This window comes from Achromobacter sp. T5-5 (genome assembly GCF_055397965.1).
This window is the reverse complement of record NZ_AP027919.1, coordinates 5,631,160-5,651,223: the sequence shown is the minus strand read 5'-3', so window position 1 is coordinate 5,651,223 and position 20,064 is coordinate 5,631,160. Positions and strand designations below refer to the sequence as shown.

Here is a 20,064-nt window from a genome sequence, read left to right as displayed (position 1 = left end):
CTATGGGTGTTGAAATTCGATACTGATTATCAAGGGCGTACCGGTTCGCCGGCCAGGGCGAAATCCAGCACTTCGGGCATCCATGTCGCGAAATCGGAAAGCCCGTGGTCGCTGCCCTGCACGATACGCTGGCGACAGCCGGCGTACCGATCGCGCATTTCCTGCCAATCCAGCACTTCGTCGCCGGTGGCGGCGACCAGGAAGTAGCGGTCGGGTTGCGTGATGCGCGGGGCATGGATGGCGGCCAGTTCGTCGACGTACTCGGGCAAAAAAACGAACGGCGCGCCGGAATGATACATGTGGTGCTCGCCGACCTGGGTGGCAAGGTCTCGCGCGGCGTGGACCGCCGGGTTCAGCAGCACGGCCTTGCAGCCCAGCTGCTCGGCGATCCAGGTGGCATAGAAACCGCCCAGCGAGGAACCGATCACGGTCAGTTCGCGGGGCGAGGTGGCGCTGGCCAGGCGGTCGCGCGCCATGCCCAGCGCAAGGGCGATGGCTTCGCGCGGGCTGGCGGGCAACTGCGGGCAGGACCACGCGTGCGTCAGTCCCCGCGCCGCCATGGCGTCGGCCATCATGCGGGCCTTGAAGGACTCGGGCGAAGAGCGGAAACCGTGTAGATAAAGGATCATGTTTGCTGTTTCCGTCTGCGTTGGGGAATCCAGGAGTCCGGGAGCCCGCCTGCCGGGCAGTGGCCGGGCGCGGCGCTCAGGCCCGCGCCCGCAGCGCCTCCAGCAGCTTGCCATGGATGCCGCCGAAGCCGCCATTGCTCATGACCAGCACCTGATCGCCCGGACGGGCGGCGCCGGCCACGGCGTCCACCAGCGCGTCCATGTCATCGTAACTGCAAGCCCGGTCGCCCAGGGGCGCCAGCACTTCGTCCGGGTTCCAGCCCAGCGCGTGCTTGCCCGAGCGGGCGCCAAAGCAGAACACCAGGTCGGCGTCGGCCAGGGCCTGCGGCAGCCGGGCGGCCATGGCGCCAAGCTTCATCGTATTGGAACGGGGCTCCAGCACGGCCAGGATGCGGGCCGGCCCGACCTGGCGGCGCAGGCCTTCCAGCGTGGTGGCGATGGCCGTGGGATGGTGGGCGAAATCGTCATAGACCTTGACGCCATTGACCGTCCCGCGCAGTTCCATGCGGCGCTTGACGCCGCCGAAGCGGCTGAGGGCCTCGATGCCCTGTTCGGCAGGCACCCCGATGTGCTCGGCCGCGGCCAGGGCCGCCAGAGCGTTCATGCGGTTGTGTTCGCCGGTGAGCGTCCAGCGCACCGTGCCGGCGGGGCGTCCCGCGCGGACCACCTCGAAGGCGCCGTCGGCGTCCGGCGCGCCCGCCTGCCATAGTCCATCGGCGCCGAACGTGACGGTATCGGACCAGCAACCGCGCGCAATGACGCGGTCGAGCGCCTCGGATTGGGCCGGGCGGATGATGCGTCCAGAACCGGGGATCGTGCGCACCAGGTGGTGGAATTGCGTTTCGATTGCGGCCAGATCGGGGAAGATGTCGGCGTGATCGTATTCGAGGTTGTTCAGGATGGCCGTGCGGGGCCGGTAATGCACGAATTTCGAGCGCTTGTCGAAGAAGGCCGTGTCGTATTCGTCCGCTTCGATCACGAAGGGACGGCGCGCCGGGTCATAGCGCGCCGATACCTGCAGGTCCTGCGCCACGCCGCCAATCAGGAAGTTGGGGGTCATGCCGGCGGCTTCCAGCACCCAGGCCAGCATCGAGCTGGTGGTCGTCTTGCCGTGCGTGCCCGCCACGGCCAGGACGTGCGCGCCCGGCAGGATGTTGTCGCCCAGCCATTGGGGGCCCGACACGTAGCGGGCGCCCGATTCCAGGATGGCTTCCATCAGCGGATTGCCGCGGCTCACGACGTTGCCGATGACGTAAAGGTCAGGCTTGAGCGCCAATTGCTCCGCGCCGAAGCCTTCGATCAGGTCGATCCCCTGTTCGGACAGCTGCGTGCTCATCGGCGGGTACACGCCCGCGTCGCAGCCGGTGACTTTGTGGCCGGCCGCCCGCGCGATCAGCGCCAGGCCGCCCATGAACGTGCCGCAGATGCCAAGAATGTGCAGGTGCATTGATAATTCTCCTGCCCTGCATTGTATATATAGAGGCAAGACAAGCCGGCGCCACGCCCGTGCGGCGTAAAACGGCGGCAACGGTTATCATCGCGCCATGAATCGACGCCTACTTCTCTCCGCCGCCGTCGCGGTCGCCGCCACTGTCGCGGGCGGCCTGACCCTGCTGGGACGCAAGGACAAAAGCCCCGCGGCCGGGGCCGATGCCGGCGATCCGGTTGCCGCGCTGATGCAGATGCAACTGCCGGACCTGGACGGCGCCTCGCATTCCCTGGCCGGCTGGAAAGGCCAGCCGATGGTGGTCAATTTCTGGGCAACCTGGTGCGCGCCCTGCGTCAAGGAAATGCCGGAACTGGATGCCCTGCAGAAAAAATACCCGCATGTCCGCTTTGTCGGTATCGGCGTGGATTCTGCCGCCAACATGCAAAAATTTGTCCAGAAAGTCCGGGTTTCCTACCCGTTGTGGGTGATCGGGCCGGGCGCCATCGACACCCTGCGCAAGCTGGGCAATCCTAGCGGTGGCCTGCCATTTACCATTGTTTTCAACGCAGATGGCGGAATTAACCGGAAGATATTGGGTGAAATCCAGCCTGATGACCTGGATAGCACCCTTGCCGGCTTGAAGGCGTAAGTCTGTTGGACAAATAATAGGAATTGGCGTAAAAAGCTGGTTTATCGGCTGTTTTGCCAACAATTGGCAATCCACTCATTGGCAAGCGCATGGCGCAAAACATACTGGTATTGCATGGCCCGAACCTGAACCTGCTTGGCACCCGGGAACCTCATATCTACGGCAGTCTCACCCTTGCCCAGATCAATGAGCGTCTCGAACTGCTCGCAGGCGAATTGGGCGCCACGCTGACTGCGTGGCAAAGCAACCACGAAGGTGCGCTGGTTGACCGCATCCAGGCGGCCCGGCAAGACGGCACAGACTTCATCATCATCAACGCAGCGGCATATACACACACCAGCGTCGCCATCCGCGACGCCCTGGCCGGGGTCGCGATCCCATTTATTGAAGTACATTTGTCCAATCTGTATAAGCGAGAGCCGTTCAGGCATCACTCTTATCTGTCCGACCTGGCGCTGGGCCTGATCAGCGGCCTGGGCGCGGATGGCTACGAGGCGGCGCTGCGTTACGCAGTGCGGCACTGATCTCGCAACAACACCACCGCTTTTACATCTTATACGGCGCGAACCCGACGCTGGGACGACGCCGACACTATCTCGGGAAGCAGCTTCTATGGATCTTCGAAAACTCAAAACCCTCATCGACCTGGTCGCTGAATCGGGCATCGCCGAGCTGGAAATCACCGAAGGCGAAGGCAAGGTGAGAATCGTCAAGTTCTCGCAGACGCTGCAGCCGGTGGCCTACCACCAGCCCGAAGCCGGCGTGCCCTCGGCGCCCGTGGCGCCGGCCGCTGCGGCGCCTGCCGCTCCGGCAGCGCCCGCCGCCCCGGTCATCCAGGGCCATGTCGTGAAGGCGCCGATGGTGGGCACGTTCTACCGCTCGCCGAACCCGGGCGCCGCCCCGTTCGTCGACGTGGGCGCCACCGTCAAGGAAGGCGATCCGCTGTGCATCATTGAAGCCATGAAGCTGCTCAATGAAATCGAAGCCGACAAGGCCGGCGTCATCAAAGAAATCCTGGTCGAAAACGGCGAGCCCGTCGAGTACGGTCAACCCCTGTTCGTCATTGGCTGATAGCTGAACATGTTCGAAAAAATCCTGATCGCCAATCGGGGCGAAATCGCCCTGCGCATTCAGCGCGCCTGCCGCGAGCTGGGCATCAAAACCGTGGTCGTTCACTCCGAGGCCGACCGCGAAGCCAAGTACGTGCGCCTTGCCGATGAATCCGTGTGCATCGGGCCCGCGCCGTCGCGTGAAAGCTACCTGAACATGCCGGCCATCATCTCGGCCGCCGAAGTCACGGATTCCGAGGCAATCCACCCGGGTTACGGGTTCCTGTCCGAAAATGCCGACTTCGCCGATCGCGTCGAGAAGAGCGGTTTCGTGTTCATCGGCCCGCGTCCCGACACGATTCGCCTGATGGGCGACAAGGTCAGCGCCAAGCGCGCCATGATCGAAGCCGGCGTGCCGGTGGTGCCGGGTTCGGAAGGCGCGTTGCCCGACGATCCGCAGGAAATCATTCGCATTGCGCGCGAAGTGGGCTATCCCGTCATCATCAAGGCCGCGGGCGGCGGCGGTGGCCGCGGCATGCGCGTGGTGTACACCGAGGCCGCGCTGCTGAACGCCGTCACGATGACGCGTTCCGAAGCGGGCGCCGCGTTCAACAACCCGGAAGTCTATATGGAGAAGTTCCTTGAGAACCCGCGCCATATCGAAATCCAGGTGCTGGCCGATGGCGGCCGCAACGCCGTCTGGCTGGGCGAGCGCGACTGCTCCATGCAGCGCCGCCACCAGAAGGTCATCGAGGAAGCGCCCGCGCCGGGCGTCGCGCGCCGCCTGATCGAACGCATCGGCGACCGCTGCGCCGACGCCTGCCGCAAGATGGGTTATCGCGGCGCCGGCACGTTCGAGTTTCTGTATGAAAACGGCGAGTTCTATTTCATCGAAATGAACACCCGCATCCAGGTGGAACACCCGGTGACCGAGCTGATCACCGGCGTCGACCTGGTGCAGCAGCAGATCCTGATCGCCGCCGGCGAAAAGTTCACCCTGCGCCAGCGCGACATCTCGTTCAAGGGCCACGCGATCGAATGCCGCATCAACGCGGAAGATCCGTTCCGTTTCGTGCCCAGCCCGGGCCGCATCACCAACTGGCATACGCCGGGCGGTCCCGGCGTGCGTATCGATTCGCACGCGTTCAACGGCTATTTCGTGCCGCCGAACTATGATTCGATGATCGCCAAGGTCATCACCTACGGCGATACGCGAGACCAGGCGCTGGCCCGCATGCGCACGGCGCTGTCGGAAATGGTGGTGGAAGGCATTTCCACCAACATTCCGCTGCACCGCGAAATGCTGCAGGACGCCCGCTTCATCGAAGGCGGCACCAGCATCCACTATCTGGAACACAAGTTGGCGCAGCGTCCCTGACCAGCTTTGGGGCCTTGCGGGGCCCCTTTTGCGTTTTGCCTTGTTGAAGTTTTGAGGTCGAGCGGGCCGCGGCGCATGTCGCGGCCCGTTGACCAGATGGAAGAGAAAATCATGCGTGAACTCGTGCTGCAATGCTCGGAGGCGCAGGCCGAAGCCCTGTCGGACGCTTTGCTCGAGGCGGGCGTGCTGTCGGTCTCCGTCGAAGACGCAGACTTCGGCACCGACGTCGAACGCCCCTTGTTCGGCGAGCCCGGCACCGAGCCCGACGTCCAGGCCTGGGACCGCAACCGCGTCGTCGCGTTGCTGCCCGACGGCGCCGATCCCGCGCAGATCATGGAAGAAGCGGCCCAGGTCGGCGAGCTCGACCCGGCGGTCTTTGACGGCTGGACCCTGCGCGACGTGCCGGACGCCGATTGGGTGCGCCTGACGCAGTCGCAGTTCGGCCCCATCCACATCGCCGAGCGTCTCTGGATCGTCCCGAGCTGGCATCGCGACAATCCCGACGTGCCGGGCCTGGATGCGGCGGCCGTTCCCGACCAGGCCGGCGCCATCCACATCGAACTGGACCCGGGCCTGGCCTTCGGCACCGGCAGCCATCCCACCACGCACCTGTGCCTGGCCTGGCTGGAAGCCGAGCTGCCCGCCGGCGCCACGGTGCTGGACTATGGCTGCGGCTCCGGCATCCTGGCCATCGCGGCGCGCAAGCTGGGCGCCGGTCCCACGCAGGCGGTCGACATCGACGCGCAGGCGGTGCAGAGTACGGCGTTCAACGCCGAGGTCAACAAGGTCGAGCTGCAGGCCATGTTGCCCGACGCCCTGGCCGACGGCACCTTCGAGGTGGTCGTCGCCAACATCCTGTCCAATCCGCTGAAGGTGCTCGCGCCCATGCTGGCCGGCCGCGTCGCCGCCGGCGGGCACCTGGTGTTGTCGGGAGTGCTGGAACGCCAGGCCGAAGAGGTCGCGGCCGCTTACGCGCCCTGGATCGCCATGTCGGTCTGGCGCGCGCGCGACGGCTGGGTCTGCCTGCACGGCCGCAAGCCCTGATCCACGGCCGCAGGATCCCGCATCATGGCTCTGACCACCCGCTGCCCGCAGTGCGGCACCTCGTTCAAGGTGGTGCCTGACCAGCTCCGGGTCCGCAACGGGCTGGTGCGCTGCGGCGCCTGCTCGACCGTGTTCGATGGGCGCGCCTGCCTGGTTTCCGCGCCGGGAGCGCCCGTCGCCCCGACGCCGCCGGCCAGCGCGCCGTTGCCGTCCTCCGCCGCGGCAGTCGCCGCGCCCGTGCTGGCGCCGCCTGTCGCGCCCTCGCGCGTCGCCTCGGCGGCCCCTGAACCCCACGTCGAACCGCGCGTGATCCTGCCTTGGGAAGACGAGCCCGCGATTCCCGCGGCGCCCGCGATCGCTCCTGCACCCGCGATCCCGCCTGCGCCCGTGATCCCGCCCGCGCCCGTGATCCCGCCCGCCGTGCTGCGCGGCCGCGATGACATCCGGCGCCGCGCGGAACCGGACAATACCCTCCCCGAAGACGACCTGGACGAAGACGCGGACTACGCCGACGACGACGAACCGTTCCTGCGTGATCCCGAGCCGCGGCGCGCCGCCCAAGCCGCGCCGGTCGCACCGATCGCACCCATCGCGCCCGCGGCACGCCCTGCCGGCTATCGCAGCGAGCCCATCGTCGCTGCGCGGGCGGCCGAACCGGCCATCGACTGGAACGCGCCCCGCGACCTCGACGACGTGCGCGACGCCGAGCGCGACGACGAATACGAAAACGAAGACGACTTCGACCACGGCGGCGCCCATGAGCCGGTCTTGGGCGATACGCGCACGCGCTATTCCAGCGCCACGGACGTCGGCCGCACGCCGCCCGAGTTCCTGGACCAGGACCGCATCGAGCGCAGCGGCCTGCTGCGCAAGCTCTGGGGCTATGCGTGCCTCATCGGCCTGATCGCGCTGGGCCTGCAACTGCTGTACGTGTACCGCACCGACATCGCCAATTCCGTGCCGGCGCTGCGGCCGGTCCTGGAGGCCGTCTGCAAGCCCCTGGACTGCACCGTGGGCTATGCGCGCCGCCGCGACCTCATCAGCATTTCTTCGTCGTCGCTGCAGCCGCCCGCGGGCGCCGCCGCGATCGACGACGGGCGCACCCGGCTGGTGCTGACCGTGATGCTGCACAACCGCCACGACAAGCCCCAGCATTGGCCGGCGCTGGTGCTGGAATTGAACGACCTGTCGGACACGGTGGTCGTGCGCAAGGTGCTCAGGCCCGAGGACTACCTCACCCCGCAGCAGCTCGGCGGCCCATTCGGTCCGCAGGCCGCGTTGAAGATTTCCGTCCCCATCGAAGTGACCGGCGTTCAGGTCAATGGCTACCAACTCGACAAGTTTTTTCCGTAAAGGATGACAAGCATGGCAACCCCTGTTCTGGTCTGCGGTTCGATGGCGTTCGACACCATTGCGGTGTTCGAAGGCCGCTTCAAAGAGCACATTCTTGCCGACCGCATGCACTCGCTGAGCGTGTCGTTCCTGGTGCCCAGCATGCGCAAGGAATACGGCGGCTGCTCGGGCAACATCGCCTACAACATGAACCTGCTCGGCGGCGCGCCGGTGCCGGTTGCGACGGTCGGCGAAGACGCGGGCGAGTACATGCAGCGCCTGTCGGACCTGGGCATCGACGTCAGCCGCGTCAAGGTCATCCCCGACACCTTCACCGCGCAGTGCTTCATCACGACCGACCTGGACGACAACCAGATCACCGCCTTCCATCCGGGCGCCATGTCCTTCGCCGCGCAGAACGACCTGAGCGACGCCGACGCCGCCTGGGCCATCGTGGCGCCGGACGCGAAGGAGGGCATGTTTGCCCACGCCGAGCGCCTGCACAAGCGCGGCATCCCCTTCATCTTCGACCTCGGCCAGGCCATGCCGCTGTTCGATGGCGCCGACCTCGAGCGCATGCTCAAGCTGGCGCAGGCGCTGACCGTCAACGATTACGAAGCGGGCGTGGTCGAGCAGCGCACCGGCCGCAGCGTCGCCGACATCGCGCGAAGCCTGCAGGCCGTGGTGGTGACGCGCGGCGCCGAGGGCGCCACGCTGCACACCGAAGGCAGGACCATCCAGATCGAACCCGTGCGCGCGTCGCAGGTGGTGGACCCCACGGGCTGCGGCGATGCGCAGCGCGGCGGGCTGCTGCATGGCCTGACCAGCGGCTGGAACTGGGAAGACAGTTGCCGCCTGGGCAACGTGATGGGCGCGATCAAGATTGCCTCGCGCGGCCCGCAGAATCATGCCCCCACGCGCGCCGAGATCGACGCCGTGCTGCACGCCACCTACGGCATCCATCTGCCCGCCTGACCGGCGCGGGGTGTTCCGGGATTTTCGGGAACCGCGACGCAACGCCGGGGTCGAACCGGCAGCGCAACTTCAAGAGGCAACGGGCTGTAGCCCGTTGTTGCTTGCCGCAGTTTGCAGCTTCTGGCGGAGCGTTTCAGTCTGTTGCTGTCCCGCTTGCCGGCCTTTTTGGGCGGAGTATGATCAATCTCCGTCGGCAGTGCCCGAACGAGGAGTCCAAATGAATCATATAAAGTCTTTTTCCCTGGTGACGCCGCGCACTGGCCGCTGGTTGGCCGTCGCGGCCGTTGTGACATCGGTGGCGGTCCTTGGCGGTTGCGCAAACCCCAGCGCTTCCAGCGGCGTGTACAGCTATGACCAGGCGCAACGCGAACAGATCGTCCGTACCGGCACGGTCACCGGCGTGCGTCCGATCGTCATCCAGAATGACAAATCCAGCGGCGTCGGCATGGTGGCCGGCGGCGCGTTGGGCGGTGTGGCAGGCAACGCGATCGGGGGCGGCACGGGCCGCACCATCGCCACGGTGGGCGGCGTCATTCTCGGCGCCCTGGCCGGCAACGCCGTGGAAAACCGCGCCCAGAAGAACTCCGGCCTGGAAATCACGGTGCGCCTGGACAACGGCGAAACCCGCGTGGTCGCCCAGGAAGCGGATGTGCCCATCAGCGTGGGCCAGCGCGTGCAGGTCATCAGCGGCGCCGGTCCCACCCGCGTCACGCCGATGTAATCTTCCCCCCCCTTCCCGAAAAGCCCGCATGCGCGGGCTTTTTTTTCGTCACGACGCGGCTGGGGCGTCGCCGAAGCGGGGCGGATGCGGCGCGTTCCCTAAACGTAAAAATGTGTCGCTCGGCCACAACGCGGCGCCCCGGGATTTACCCGAAGGCGTTACCTTTCCGAGCCTTTTCTCGCCATTTCAACCATAAGTTTCATGGCGATTCCACGGCCGAAGTGCAATGATTGCGACGGCGCGGCAGCCCGGATTTAATGTAACCACCTGCATCCGAACGCCGCGTTGGCTGGCTGGAATTTTTCAGTTTGGTTTCAGCTCTTTTCTGTATCCTCGTCGCCTGAATCCCGGGGCGGGGGATGGTTTGCCGAAAGGCGACGTTAGGCTGCACTACCTATGCACACCGAGCAAGAACTCCACACCAAGATCGGCGAGATCGTCGAGTCGATCGTCATGAAGAAAGTCACCCCCGACACGCAACTGATTGCCACCGGCCTGGTCGATTCGCTCGCCGCCGTGGACATCACGCTGGCTGTCGAGTCCGAGTACGGATGCAGCATTCCGGCTCCCGAAATCGCAGAGCACCTTCAGTCGGTCCGCGTGTTAGCCGGCTATGTCGCTGCCCATACTTCGTAATACCCGCTTCCTGTCGCACGCCGCCGCGGCAGCGACGGCCGTGGCGTTGGCGGTGGCCGCGTATTGCGGCGCGGACGACCTGCTTTCCCGCGTCGTCAATCCCGCGTCCTCGCGCTCCGCCGTGGCGGCCGACAAGAGCAATTACCTGCCCAACCTCGGCCCGGACTGGGGCACCCAGCACGTCAACCTGAACCGCCTGGGCAATGCCCTGAGCGATGGCACGCTGGTGGTCCTTGGTTCGTCCGAACTCTCCAGCCACGACCTGCGCTTCGTTCCCTACCGCTTCTTCCCGCAAGAGCTGAAGGTGCCCACGCTCGCCTACGGGCACGCGATGTTCCAGTCCTATGGCATCGTCAGCGTGCTGGAATCGGTGGCCGATTCGCTCACGCCCAATACGCGGCTGGTGATCATGCTGTCGCCGGCCTGGTTCGCGTCCGGCGGCCAGCTTCCGCGCAGCGCCTTCGCCGAACACGTCACGGGCCCGGTCTGGGACCGGCTGTGGGACCAGCCCAGCACGCGCGAGCAGATGCAGAACTGGATCAGCGACAACGCGAACTGGGGACTGCTGTGGCTCATCGCCAATGGCCAGGTCTCCGAACTCAAGGACAAGCTGGCGCTCTGGTGGGAGGCCCGCAAGGAGCCGGCCCCCGACAAGCCGCGCAGCAAGCTGTCCGTCCCCGCGCATCGCTATGTGTCGTGGCCCAAGTCCGCCCGCCTGGATAGCGGGCAGTGGTCCAGGATCACGCACGAGGCGCGCGAGGTCGAGCGCACCCTGGGCGGCAACAACCCCTACGACGTGCGCGACGACTACTACAAGCAGTACCTCGCGCCGCTGTACTCGCCCGCGCGCAACGAATTCGCCGACGTCGATCCGATCACCCGCACCGAACTCGGCGACCTCTCTCGCGTGATGGCCTTGCTGCAAAAGCGCAAGGTCAAGGCGTACTTCGTGATCCAGCCGTTCAACCCCAAGCTCATCCTGGACGTCGAACGGTTCGATCCGGTGGTGGACGCCATCACCGGCATGTGCACGCGCTATCAGATGGGGTGCCTGGACCTCTACAGCATTCCCTTTGAACCAGGGATGTTGCGCGACGACATGCACCTGGCCGAACTTGGCTGGGCCATGGCCGACCAAGGCATTGCGGAGTACTTTTCCCGATGAAATTCTTTCGTAAAGACCCTGCCCGCAATGCGGGCGCGCCGTGGGCGCGCCGCTTCTTCTGGCATCTGTGCCTGTACCTGGGCGTGATCCTCGTGTTCGTGCTGCAGGCGCAGCCCACGACGGGCAGCGGCGGGCCGATCAAGGTCGAATTCCAATACCAGCAGTTCTGAGCGCGCCATGGAACTGTTCGCAAGCTTGAGCTTCTTCGGCGGCGCCCTGTTCGGCGGCCTGGGCCTGGTCGCGTACCGGTCGTCCGGCATGCCGCTGCGCATCGGGTATCGCCACATCATTGGCGTCATCTGCCTGGGTGTGTGGATGGCGGTGTTTTGGGCGCGGCCCTATCAGCCCATCGCGCTGCTCGCCATCTCGGGCGGCGCGCTGTGGGCGATGCGCCGCAACTACATCCCGACCTGGCTGGCCGTGATCATCACCATGACGCCGCTCTTGCTGGTCAAGACGGGGGTGTCGCATCTGGGCGCCATGCTCGGGCTGTCGTTCGCCACCTTCCGCGCCATCGACGTGCTGCTGTTCGCGCCGCGCAACGAGCGCGTCTCGCCGCTCGATTACTTCATCTATCTGTTTTTCCCGCTGACGCTGCTGGCCGGTCCCATGTACCGCTGGCGCGCTTTCCAGGCCGACCTGAAGCGCGGCTATGAAGGCGTCAACCTGAACACCTGGCTGACCGGGCTGGAGCTCATCATGGTGGGCGTGATCCAGAAGTTCGGCCTGGCCGAGCTGGTCTGGCGGTACGGCCTGGCGACGCTGGATGCGCACGACTATTCGTTCACCGGGGTGGCGCTGAACGCGTCGCTCTACAGCGCCTATCTGTTCTTCGATTTCGCGGGCTATTCGACGATGGCGATCGGGATCGGCATGCTGTTCGGCTTTACCCTGCCGATCAACTTCCGCAATCCGCTGGCGACCCTCAATCCGCAGGATTTCTGGCGGCGTTGGCACATCAGCCTGTCGGAATGGCTGCGCGACGTCGTGTTCATGCCCATCTACAAGGCCCTGAGCAAGACCCGGTTCTTCGGCCGGCATCGCCTGGCCGCGCAGAACATCGGCATCTTCGCGACCCTGCTGGCCATGGGCGTGTGGAACGGCCTGTCGCTGCACTACATCGTCAGCGGCCTGATGTTCGGCCTGTATTCGGTGGGGCACAACCTGCTGATCAACGCCGCGCGCACCCGGCCGGCCCTGCAGGCGCTGCTGGCGCGTCCCGTCATGCGCTTTCTCGGGCGCGTGCTCACCCTGATCCTGGCCGCGCTGGCGCTGTACGTCTTCAGCGGCCGCAGCCCCATCTGACGCCGGGAGCATCGGCATGCGTTTCGACTTGAAGTCCTTCCAGTTCGTCGACGACGAACGCGCGAGCGACGCGCTGGCCGTGGCCGCCGCGGACCGCAGCCTGACCTGGGCGCAGTTGCGCGCCGAATCCCACGCCTGGGCCGACGCGGCGCGCGCGCACGGGGTGGCGCCCGACGTGCCGGTGGCGATCTACGGGCACAAGGAGGCCGCGTTCTTCGTCGCCATGGTCGGCGCGCTCCTCATCGGCGCCCCGTTCGTGCCCGTGGACACCATCTATCCGCCGGAACGCCTGCGCCGCATCGCCGAAATCGTGCGCCCGGCCGCCGTGTTCGACGCCGCGACCGGCCGTTTCACGCCGGGCGAGGGCGCCATGCTGGAGGAGCGGGGCCTGGCCTACGTGATGTTCACCTCCGGCAGCACGGGTGATCCCAAGGGCGTGCAGATCGGCCGCGAAAGCGTCGGCCTGCTCGGCGACTGGATGCTGGGCAGCTTCGGGCTGGGCGATGCGCCCGTCTTCATGAACCAGGCGCCGTTCAGCTTCGACCTGTCCATGTACGAGGTCTTCGCCACGCTGGCGTCGGGCGGCAGCTGCGTGCTCAATGCGCGCGAGCAGATCGCCGCGCCCGGCCCGTGGATGGACCGGCTGGCCAGCCACGGCATTACCGTGTGGGTGTCCACGCCCTCGTTTGCGCATCAGCAGTTGGCCAACCGCGACTTCTCGCCGGCGACCTTGCCTACGCTGCGCACCTTCCTGTTCTGCGGCGAACCGCTGCCGGCGGCGCTGGCCAAAAAGTTGCGCCAGCGCTTTCCGGACGCCTCCATTCTCAACACCTACGGGCCGACCGAGGCCACGGTGGCGACCACCTGGATCGAAGTCACCGACGCGGTGCTGGCGGCGTACGACCCGCTGCCCGTCGGACGCGCCAAGCCCGACAGCGTGCTGCTGGTGGATGAAGGCGAAATCTGCATCGTGGGCGACCACGTGATGCGCGGCTACCTGAATCGCGCCGACCTGAACGCGGCCAAGCTCTACACCTATGCCGACGGCCGCCGTGCGTTCCGCACGGGGGACCTGGGGCAGATGGAAGCGGGCGGGCTGCTGTTCTGCCGCGGCCGGATGGACGACCAGATCAAGCTCAACGGCTACCGCATCGAGCTGGCCGAGATCGACGAGGCGCTGCATGGCCTGCCGGGCGTGCAGGGCAGCGCCTGCGCGGTGCTGCGCCGGCCTGACGGCACGGCGGTGCGCCTGATTGGATTCGTGACCGGCGTGGACGCGTTGGGCGCCGAGGCGGCGCTGCTGGCGCCGGACGCGCTGTCCGGCTGGAAGGAGCAGCTGGCCGGGCGCCTGCCCCCCTACATGGTGCCGTCCGAGCTGGTGGCATGCGCGGCCTTGCCCATGTCGAACAACCACAAGATCGATCGCAAGAAGCTGATCGAGATCTATAGCGCGATTCCGGTGTAGACCGGGATGGACCCGCCGGGCGCGATAACGCCCGACGGGCGCGGGACGCCGAGACTCAGGCGCGCCGCGCGATCACACGCCCATCATGCCGTAGCTCAGGCGGGCCAGGACCATCAGCAGGATCTGGGCCGCGATCAGGAGAATGAGCGGGGAGAAGTCGATCGAGGTCCGCGGCAGGACGCGGCGGATGGGGTCGAGCAGCGGGGCGGTCAGCGACTGCAGCAGCGGCATCATGGGCGCCATCGGGTTGACCCACGACAGCACGGCCTGGATCAGCGTCAGCCAGACCACCAGGTTGAGCGCCCACTTCGCGGCCATGATCAGGGCCGAGCCCATGGCGGCGGGCAGCAGGGCGACGGGAATCAGCGCGCCGATGGCCACCAGCCACAGCAGCACCAGATAGACCAGCGCGGCAAGCCATGCGCAGACCAGGCTGGTCCAGTCGATCTTGTTGCCGGCGGGGATGATCTTGCGCAGCGGCATCACCAGCCAGTTGGTCGCCCCGTAGATCGCGCGCGCCAACGGATTGAAGGGGTGCAGCCGTATCGCGTGCATCCAGGCGCGGGCAATCAGCGCCGCGCCGAACAGCGTGAACACGATTTCGAGAAGGAAGCGGAAGATTTCACCGAGCATGGACGCGTTCACCCCAAAAAAGAGGAATCAATTGTCGCACGGCCAGACGTAAAAATTGCGCGCGTCCCTAGTACGGGATGCCTGGTGCAGGACTCCGCCTTTTGGATGGGACGAAGCGGGGGAAGACAAAAAAGCCGCCCGGCAAATACCAGGCGGCTCTGAGGAAGCTAATGCTTCGGCGTGTCCGGATTAGGGACGACCGCCCGTCGGGAAGGGCCACGACGCGGCGGGGTTCAGCGCGGTCTTCGCGCCCGGGGCGGCAGCCGTGGTGGGCGGCGTGGCGGGCTTCTTCGGAGCGGCCTTCTTTGCAGCAGGCTTCTTCGCGGCGGCAGGCTTCTTGGCGGCAACAGCCGGCTTGGCAGCGGGAGCCTTCTTGGCAGCCGGGGCCTTCTTGGCGACGGCCTTCTTGGCAACCGCCTTCTTGGCGGCCGGGGCCTTCTTGGCTACGGCTTTCTTGGCAACGGCCTTCTTGGCTGCCGGGGCCTTCTTGGCGACGGCCTTCTTGGCTACCGCTTTCTTGGCAACGGCCTTCTTGGCGACGGCCTTCTTGGCAACCGCTTTCTTGGCGACGGCCTTCTTGGCTACGGCCTTCTTGGCGACAGCTTTCTTGGCGACGACCTTCTTGGCGACTGCCTTCTTGGCAACGGCCTTCTTGGCGGCCGGGGCCTTCTTGGCGACGGCCTTCTTGGCTACCGCTTTCTTGGCGACGACCTTCTTGGCGGCCGGCTTCTTGGCGGCAACCTTCTTCACGGCCGGCTTCTTGGCGGCTGCGACTTTCTTCACGGCGACTTTCTTGACGGCAGCTTTCTTGGCCGGTGCGGCCTTCTTCGCTACTGCCTTCTTCGCGGCGGGTTTCTTGGCCGCTGCTTTCTTTACGGCTTTCTTGGCTGTTGCCATGGTCATGCTCCTTAGGTTCAGGGGTCCCAGAACTTAAACCCGTGCCCCGACCCGCCCGACAAGGCGGATCGTGCCCGGGCTATTCATCGGCGCATGCCGCTGTTCTGTGCGAGCAACAGCTACGACGGTTTGCGCTAATGAATTCGGCACAGCCATTTGATATGGCCCCCGCTCCTTTGGCGCGAGCCATTTCAAATGGCGCCGATCGGCGCCTGATCACAGGCAGCCGACCGCTTGTTCTACGTGTTCGAAGACACCCTGACCAAGGAGATTGCCATCAAGCCTGTCGCGAACGCGACGTCCATCCGGTGGGGATTGGACGTGCCCGCGCCGGGCTCGATGGCGAACTGCATTACTCCCAGCTCAGCGTGCCACCGGTTTGGTATTCGATCACGCGAGTTTCAAAAAAGTTGCGTTCCTTTTTTAGGTCGATCATTTCCGCCATCCACGGGAAGGGATTTTCTTCCTGCGGGTACAGCGGTTCGATACCGATTTGCTGGCAACGACGGTTCGCGATGAAGCGCAGGTAGGATTTGAACATGGGTGCGTTCAAGCCCAACACGCCGCGCGGCATCGTGTCTTCGGCGTAAGCGTATTCGAGTTCGACCGCTTTGCGGAAGAGTTCTCGAATTTCTTCGCGGAATTCCGGCGTCCACAGATGCGGATTTTCCAGTTTGACGGTGTTGATGAGATCGATGCCGAAGTTGCAGTGCATGGATTCATCGCGAAGGATGTACATGTACTGCTCGGCTGCGCCGGTCATCTTGTTCTGGCGGCCAAGCGCCAGGATCTGCGTGAAGCCAACGTAGAAGAACAGGCCTTCCATCAGGCAAGCGAAGACGATCAGGGACTTGAGCAGCGTCTGGTCGGCTTCGGGCGTGCCCGTCTTGAAGTTGGGATCCGCGATCGCGTCGATGAACGGGATCAGGAACTCGTCTTTGGCGCGGATGGACGGCACTTCGTTGTAAGCGTTGAAGATCTCGGCTTCGTCCAGGTCCAGGCTTTCGACGATGTATTGATAGGCGTGCGTGTGGATGGCTTCCTCGAAGGCCTGGCGCAGCAGGAACTGGCGGCATTCGGGAGCCGTGATGTGGCGGTAGGTGCCCAGCACGATGTTGTTGGCGGCCAGCGAGTCGGCGGTCACGAAGAAGCCGAGGTTGCGCTTGACGATGCGGCGCTCGTCCTCTGTGAGCCCGTTGGGGTTCTTCCAGAGGGCGATGTCGCGCGACATGTTGATCTCTTGCGGCATCCAGTGGTTGGCGCAAGTGGCCAGGTACTTTTCCCACGCCCACTTGTACTTGAAGGGCACAAGCTGGTTGACGTCGGTCTGGCCATTGATGATGCGCTTGTCGGCAACCTTGACGCGCTGCGAGGTTGCCGCGCCGCTGGCGGCCAGCCCGGCCGCGTGTTCAGGCGCGGCGGGCGTGGGCATGGCGGAGTCGCCGAACACACCCGTCGCCGCCCGGACTTCGGGCGCAGCCTGGCCGCCCGCCGCGGGCGCGGCAGGTTGTGCAGGTTGCGTGGCGATGGTGTCGTCGTCCCAATTAATCATGATTCATTCTCCGGAGGCGGTTATTGGCAGGCTTCGCACTCTTCGAAGCCGGGGTCGCCCGGCCGCATGGTGCAAACCGCCCCGAGAACTTCGGGTTCCGGCAAAACAGGTGCTGCGGCAACGGCGGAGGCAGTGGACACGCCACCGGCGCTGACGGCGTTCAGTTCGCCGCCGCGTCCCGTGGACTTCTCGGCGCTGGTGGCGCCCAGGGTGCGCAGGTAGTACGTGGTCTTCAGGCCACGCGTCCATGCCAGCTTGTAGGTGTCGTCCAGTTTCTTGCCCGATGCGCCAGCCATGTAGATGTTCAACGACTGGGCTTGATCGATCCACTTCTGGCGGCGCGACGCGCATTCAACCAGCCAGCTCGGTTCGACTTCGAACGCGGTGGCGTAGAGTTCGCGGAGTTCGGAAGGTACGCGATCGATGCGGGACAGGCTGCCGTCGAAGTACTTGAGGTCGGCGACCATGACTTCGTCCCAGAGACCGAGTTTCTTCAGGTCACGCACGAGGTAATCGTTAACGACCGTGAACTCGCCGGAGAGATTCGATTTGACGTACAAGTTCTGGAAAGTGGGTTCGATGCACGCAGATACGCCAATGATATTGGAAATAGTGGCGGTTGGGGCGATTGCGATGCAATTGGAGTTGCGCATGCCATGTTCTTTGATGCGCGCGCGCAACGTATCCCAATCGAGCGTGCTCGATTCATCGACGTCGACGTGACCACCACGTTCATCACGCAGCATCTTCAACGTGTCTTGCGGCAAGATGCCGCGCGACCACAGCGAGCCTTCGTACGATTGATAGCGGCCGCGTTCTTCGGCGAGCAGGCTCGATGCGTAGTACGCGTGATAGCACACGGCTTCCATCGAACGATCGGCGAATTCGACGGCGGCTTGCGATGCGTAAGGCACGCGCATCATCTGCAGGCAGTCCTGGAAGCCCATGATGCCCATGCCCACCGGACGATGGCGCGCGTTGGAATTGCGGGCCTTGTCGACGGCGTAGTAGTTGATGTCGATCACGTTGTCGAGCATGCGCATGGCGATGCTCACGGTGCGCTTGATCTTGTCGTGGTCGAGTTCGAAACCGCCGCCGGCAGCCGGCTTCATGTGTGCGACCAGGTTCACGGAACCCAGATTGCAAACCGCGATTTCAGATTCGTTGGTGTTCAGCGTGATCTCGGTGCACAGGTTCGAGCTGTGGACGACGCCCACGTGCTGCTGCGGCGAACGGATGTTGCACGGATCCTTGAACGTGATCCACGGGTGGCCGGTTTCGAACAGCATCGACAGCATCTTGCGCCACAGCGTCAGCGCCGGCATCTTCTTGAAGAGCTTCAGTTCGCCGCTGGCGACGCGGGCTTCGTAGCCCACGTAGGCTTCTTCGAAGGCGCGGCCAACCTTGTCGTGCAGGTCGGGGCAGTCGGACGGCGAGAACAGCGTCCATTCACCGCCTTCCATGACGCGCTTCATGAACAGGTCGGGAATCCAGTTCGCCGTGTTCATGTCGTGCGTGCGGCGGCGTTCGTCGCCGGTGTTCTTGCGCAGTTCCAGGAATTCTTCGATGTCCAAGTGCCACGTTTCGAGGTACGTGCAGACCGCACCCTTGCGCTTGCCACCCTGGTTCACCGCGACGGCGGTGTCGTTGACGACCTTCAGGAACGGGACGACGCCCTGGCTTTCGCCGTTGGTGCCCTTGATGTGGCTGCGCAGCGCGCGGACCGGGGTCCAGTCGTTGCCCAGGCCGCCGGCGTACTTGGCCAGCAGCGCGTTTTCCTTGATGGCGTCGTAGATGCCTTCCAGGTCGTCGGAGACGGTGGTCAGGTAGCACGACGACAGCTGCGAGTGCAGCGTGCCCGAGTTGAACAGCGTGGGCGTGGAGCTCATGAAGTCGAACGAGGACAGGATCTCGTAGAACTCGATGGCGCGCGCTTCGCGGTCGGTCTCGCGCAGCGCCAGGCCCATGGCCACGCGCATGAAGAAGACCTGCGGCAGTTCGATGCGGGTGCCGCGGATGTGCAGGAAGTAGCGGTCGTACAGCGTCTGCAGGCCGAGGTAGCCGAATTGCAGGTCGCGCTTGGCGTTCAGCGCCTTGCCCAGCTTGGTCAGGTCATAGTTGGCCAGTTCGGGCGACAGCAGGCCGCCTTCGATGCCGCGGGCGATGAACGTGGGGAAGTATTCGGCGTAGCGCGTGGCCATGCCGTCCTGCGAGACTTCTTCGCCCAGGACTTCCTTGCGGATCGTGTGCAGCAGCAGGCGAGCGGTGACCTGGCTGTAGGCCGGGTCCTTTTCCACCTGGGCGCGCGCCGACAGGATGGCCGACTTGTAGACTTCGTCGACGGGGATGCCGTCGTACAGGTTCTTGACCGTTTCCTTCAGGATGGCTTCGGCGTCGATGAATTCCGACAGGCCTTCGCCGGCCGCCACGATGGTGGCGCGCAGTTCGGCCACGTCCAGCGGGCGGCGCACGCCGCCATCGGTGACGTTCAACACGTGTTCCTGCGGCGCGGCGGTCTTCTGCTGGCCTTCGGCGGCCGCGGCGGCGGCGCGCTCCTGGGTGCGCTTTTCGCGGTACAGGACATAGGCGCGCGCGACGTCATGCTCGCCCGAGCGCATCAGCGCCAGTTCGACCTGGTCCTGGATGTCTTCGATGTGGAAGGTGCCGCCGTTCGGGCGGTTGCGCACCAGCGCGTTGACGGCCTGGGCGGTCAGCGTTTCGACCAGCTCACGCACACGGGCGGAGGCAGCGCCTTGTCCGCCATTGACGGCCAGGAAGGCCTTGGTCATGGCGATGGCGATCTTGCTGGGCTCAAAGCCGACCACCGAGCCATTGCGGCGGATGATGTTGTAGCTGGCCCATTGCCCGCCATTGGCGTCGGCAGGGGAATCGGATTGAGAGGGCGGCACGGCCGAAGGCCGGGTCACAGAGGCGATCGTAGTCTGCATGGAAGCTCCTGTGCGAAAAAGCGCGTAGATAGCGACATGACGACGTCATGTCAGGTACGAAATGGGAATCTTGTAATGGGGGTCGCAACGTCCGGACAGGCTAGTCCGTAAGGCGTGGCCGGCGGGAATCAGCGCTTAGGCGACCACAATATGTAGTGTAGCACCCCTCGTTGGCCACTAATTCTAGTGATCGAGGTTTACAGGGACAAGAAGAAGATAAGACGGATCCCACAAAAGATTGTAACCAAATGCACTAG

At 65.0% G+C, this 20,064-nt stretch carries 19 protein-coding genes; 13 read left to right on the top strand and 6 right to left on the bottom strand.

Annotated elements, in window-relative coordinates; genetic code table 11:
- Positions 1-29: 29 nt before the first annotated feature.
- Positions 30-629 (bottom strand): YqiA/YcfP family alpha/beta fold hydrolase, encoded by a 600-nt coding sequence (locus tag ACZ50Q_RS25510; protein ID WP_464079900.1) that lies wholly within the window; start codon positions 627-629, stop codon positions 30-32.
- Between the two features lie 76 nt (positions 630-705).
- Positions 706-2,076, bottom strand: coding sequence for a UDP-N-acetylmuramate:L-alanyl-gamma-D-glutamyl-meso-diaminopimelate ligase (gene mpl / locus ACZ50Q_RS25505; RefSeq protein WP_464079899.1), 1,371 nt, complete (start codon positions 2,074-2,076; stop codon positions 706-708).
- A 97-nt stretch (positions 2,077-2,173) separates the two neighbouring features.
- Between mpl and ACZ50Q_RS25500 the strand changes: the two genes are divergently transcribed.
- The 13 genes from ACZ50Q_RS25500 (at position 2,174) to ACZ50Q_RS25440 (ending at position 13,777) form a co-directional block, all read left to right on the top strand.
- Positions 2,174-2,707: a TlpA family protein disulfide reductase gene (locus ACZ50Q_RS25500; protein WP_464079898.1), complete on the top strand. Its 534-nt coding sequence runs from the start codon at positions 2,174-2,176 to the stop codon at positions 2,705-2,707.
- A gap of 89 nt (positions 2,708-2,796) precedes the next feature.
- Positions 2,797-3,231, top strand: a complete 435-nt coding sequence (gene aroQ / locus ACZ50Q_RS25495; RefSeq protein WP_076518732.1) for a type II 3-dehydroquinate dehydratase — start codon at positions 2,797-2,799, stop codon at positions 3,229-3,231.
- 88 nt (positions 3,232-3,319) lie between these two features.
- The gene (accB, locus tag ACZ50Q_RS25490; RefSeq protein ID WP_076518733.1) at positions 3,320-3,778 is read left to right on the top strand and encodes an acetyl-CoA carboxylase biotin carboxyl carrier protein; all 459 of its coding nucleotides are present in this window, start codon (positions 3,320-3,322) and stop codon (positions 3,776-3,778) included.
- 9 nt (positions 3,779-3,787) lie between these two features.
- Positions 3,788-5,134 (top strand): acetyl-CoA carboxylase biotin carboxylase subunit, encoded by a 1,347-nt coding sequence (gene accC, locus ACZ50Q_RS25485; protein WP_464079897.1) that lies wholly within the window; start codon positions 3,788-3,790, stop codon positions 5,132-5,134.
- Between the two features lie 111 nt (positions 5,135-5,245).
- Positions 5,246-6,178 carry a 50S ribosomal protein L11 methyltransferase gene (gene prmA, locus ACZ50Q_RS25480; protein ID WP_464079896.1) on the top strand — a complete coding sequence of 311 codons (933 nt, stop codon included), beginning with the start codon at positions 5,246-5,248 and terminating at the stop codon, positions 6,176-6,178.
- Between the two features lie 24 nt (positions 6,179-6,202).
- Entirely contained in the window at positions 6,203-7,531 is a 1,329-nt protein-coding gene (locus tag ACZ50Q_RS25475; RefSeq protein ID WP_464079895.1) for a DUF3426 domain-containing protein, read from the top strand.
- Positions 7,532-7,543: 12 nt separating this feature from the next.
- Positions 7,544-8,485, top strand: a complete 942-nt coding sequence (locus ACZ50Q_RS25470; protein ID WP_464079894.1) for a carbohydrate kinase family protein — start codon at positions 7,544-7,546, stop codon at positions 8,483-8,485.
- A gap of 217 nt (positions 8,486-8,702) precedes the next feature.
- Positions 8,703-9,206 (top strand): outer membrane lipoprotein, encoded by a 504-nt coding sequence (locus ACZ50Q_RS25465; protein WP_076518737.1) that lies wholly within the window; start codon positions 8,703-8,705, stop codon positions 9,204-9,206.
- Between the two features lie 396 nt (positions 9,207-9,602).
- The gene (locus ACZ50Q_RS25460) at positions 9,603-9,842 is read left to right on the top strand and encodes an acyl carrier protein (RefSeq protein ID WP_008159625.1); all 240 of its coding nucleotides are present in this window, start codon (positions 9,603-9,605) and stop codon (positions 9,840-9,842) included.
- On the top strand, positions 9,820-11,007 hold the full coding sequence (locus ACZ50Q_RS25455; protein WP_076518738.1) for a D-alanyl-lipoteichoic acid biosynthesis protein DltD: 1,188 nt from the start codon (positions 9,820-9,822) through the stop codon (positions 11,005-11,007). The genes ACZ50Q_RS25460 and ACZ50Q_RS25455 overlap by 23 nt, the downstream gene beginning before the upstream one ends.
- Positions 11,004-11,177: a hypothetical protein gene (locus ACZ50Q_RS25450; protein ID WP_092579810.1), complete on the top strand. Its 174-nt coding sequence runs from the start codon at positions 11,004-11,006 to the stop codon at positions 11,175-11,177. The genes ACZ50Q_RS25455 and ACZ50Q_RS25450 overlap by 4 nt, the downstream gene beginning before the upstream one ends.
- Before the next feature lie 7 nt (positions 11,178-11,184).
- Positions 11,185-12,312 (top strand): MBOAT family O-acyltransferase, encoded by a 1,128-nt coding sequence (locus ACZ50Q_RS25445; protein ID WP_076518739.1) that lies wholly within the window; start codon positions 11,185-11,187, stop codon positions 12,310-12,312.
- 16 nt (positions 12,313-12,328) lie between these two features.
- Positions 12,329-13,777: a D-alanine--poly(phosphoribitol) ligase gene (locus ACZ50Q_RS25440; protein WP_464079893.1), complete on the top strand. Its 1,449-nt coding sequence runs from the start codon at positions 12,329-12,331 to the stop codon at positions 13,775-13,777.
- A gap of 72 nt (positions 13,778-13,849) precedes the next feature.
- Here the strand turns inward: ACZ50Q_RS25440 and ACZ50Q_RS25435 are convergent, their stop codons facing one another.
- From ACZ50Q_RS25435 to ACZ50Q_RS25420, 4 genes are all read right to left on the bottom strand, one after another.
- Positions 13,850-14,410, bottom strand: a complete 561-nt coding sequence (locus ACZ50Q_RS25435) for a YggT family protein (protein ID WP_464079892.1) — start codon at positions 14,408-14,410, stop codon at positions 13,850-13,852.
- A gap of 189 nt (positions 14,411-14,599) precedes the next feature.
- Positions 14,600-15,307, bottom strand: a complete 708-nt coding sequence (locus ACZ50Q_RS25430) for a histone H1-like DNA-binding protein (RefSeq protein ID WP_092579804.1) — start codon at positions 15,305-15,307, stop codon at positions 14,600-14,602.
- A 352-nt stretch (positions 15,308-15,659) separates the two neighbouring features.
- Positions 15,660-16,859: a ribonucleotide-diphosphate reductase subunit beta gene (locus ACZ50Q_RS25425; protein ID WP_076518742.1), complete on the bottom strand. Its 1,200-nt coding sequence runs from the start codon at positions 16,857-16,859 to the stop codon at positions 15,660-15,662.
- Positions 16,860-16,879: 20 nt separating this feature from the next.
- Positions 16,880-19,807, bottom strand: a complete 2,928-nt coding sequence (locus ACZ50Q_RS25420; protein WP_092579802.1) for a ribonucleoside-diphosphate reductase subunit alpha — start codon at positions 19,805-19,807, stop codon at positions 16,880-16,882.
- Positions 19,808-20,064 lie beyond the last annotated feature (257 nt).

Bases quoted from the DNA above. Each gene is read 5' to 3' on its own strand.
- ACZ50Q_RS25510 (WP_464079900.1), bottom strand. From the start codon at position 629: ATGATCCTTTATCTACACGGTTTCCGCTCTTCGCCCGAGTCCTTCAAG.
- mpl (WP_464079899.1), bottom strand. From the start codon at position 2,076: ATGCACCTGCACATTCTTGGCATCTGCGGCACGTTCATGGGCGGCCTG.
- ACZ50Q_RS25500 (WP_464079898.1), top strand. From the start codon at position 2,174: ATGAATCGACGCCTACTTCTCTCCGCCGCCGTCGCGGTCGCCGCCACT.
- aroQ (WP_076518732.1), top strand. From the start codon at position 2,797: ATGGCGCAAAACATACTGGTATTGCATGGCCCGAACCTGAACCTGCTT.
- accB (WP_076518733.1), top strand. From the start codon at position 3,320: ATGGATCTTCGAAAACTCAAAACCCTCATCGACCTGGTCGCTGAATCG.
- accC (WP_464079897.1), top strand. From the start codon at position 3,788: ATGTTCGAAAAAATCCTGATCGCCAATCGGGGCGAAATCGCCCTGCGC.
- prmA (WP_464079896.1), top strand. From the start codon at position 5,246: ATGCGTGAACTCGTGCTGCAATGCTCGGAGGCGCAGGCCGAAGCCCTG.
- ACZ50Q_RS25475 (WP_464079895.1), top strand. From the start codon at position 6,203: ATGGCTCTGACCACCCGCTGCCCGCAGTGCGGCACCTCGTTCAAGGTG.
- ACZ50Q_RS25470 (WP_464079894.1), top strand. From the start codon at position 7,544: ATGGCAACCCCTGTTCTGGTCTGCGGTTCGATGGCGTTCGACACCATT.
- ACZ50Q_RS25465 (WP_076518737.1), top strand. From the start codon at position 8,703: ATGAATCATATAAAGTCTTTTTCCCTGGTGACGCCGCGCACTGGCCGC.
- ACZ50Q_RS25460 (WP_008159625.1), top strand. From the start codon at position 9,603: ATGCACACCGAGCAAGAACTCCACACCAAGATCGGCGAGATCGTCGAG.
- ACZ50Q_RS25455 (WP_076518738.1), top strand. From the start codon at position 9,820: ATGTCGCTGCCCATACTTCGTAATACCCGCTTCCTGTCGCACGCCGCC.
- ACZ50Q_RS25450 (WP_092579810.1), top strand. From the start codon at position 11,004: ATGAAATTCTTTCGTAAAGACCCTGCCCGCAATGCGGGCGCGCCGTGG.
- ACZ50Q_RS25445 (WP_076518739.1), top strand. From the start codon at position 11,185: ATGGAACTGTTCGCAAGCTTGAGCTTCTTCGGCGGCGCCCTGTTCGGC.
- ACZ50Q_RS25440 (WP_464079893.1), top strand. From the start codon at position 12,329: ATGCGTTTCGACTTGAAGTCCTTCCAGTTCGTCGACGACGAACGCGCG.
- ACZ50Q_RS25435 (WP_464079892.1), bottom strand. From the start codon at position 14,410: ATGCTCGGTGAAATCTTCCGCTTCCTTCTCGAAATCGTGTTCACGCTG.
- ACZ50Q_RS25430 (WP_092579804.1), bottom strand. From the start codon at position 15,307: ATGGCAACAGCCAAGAAAGCCGTAAAGAAAGCAGCGGCCAAGAAACCC.
- ACZ50Q_RS25425 (WP_076518742.1), bottom strand. From the start codon at position 16,859: ATGATTAATTGGGACGACGACACCATCGCCACGCAACCTGCACAACCT.
- ACZ50Q_RS25420 (WP_092579802.1), bottom strand. From the start codon at position 19,807: ATGCAGACTACGATCGCCTCTGTGACCCGGCCTTCGGCCGTGCCGCCC.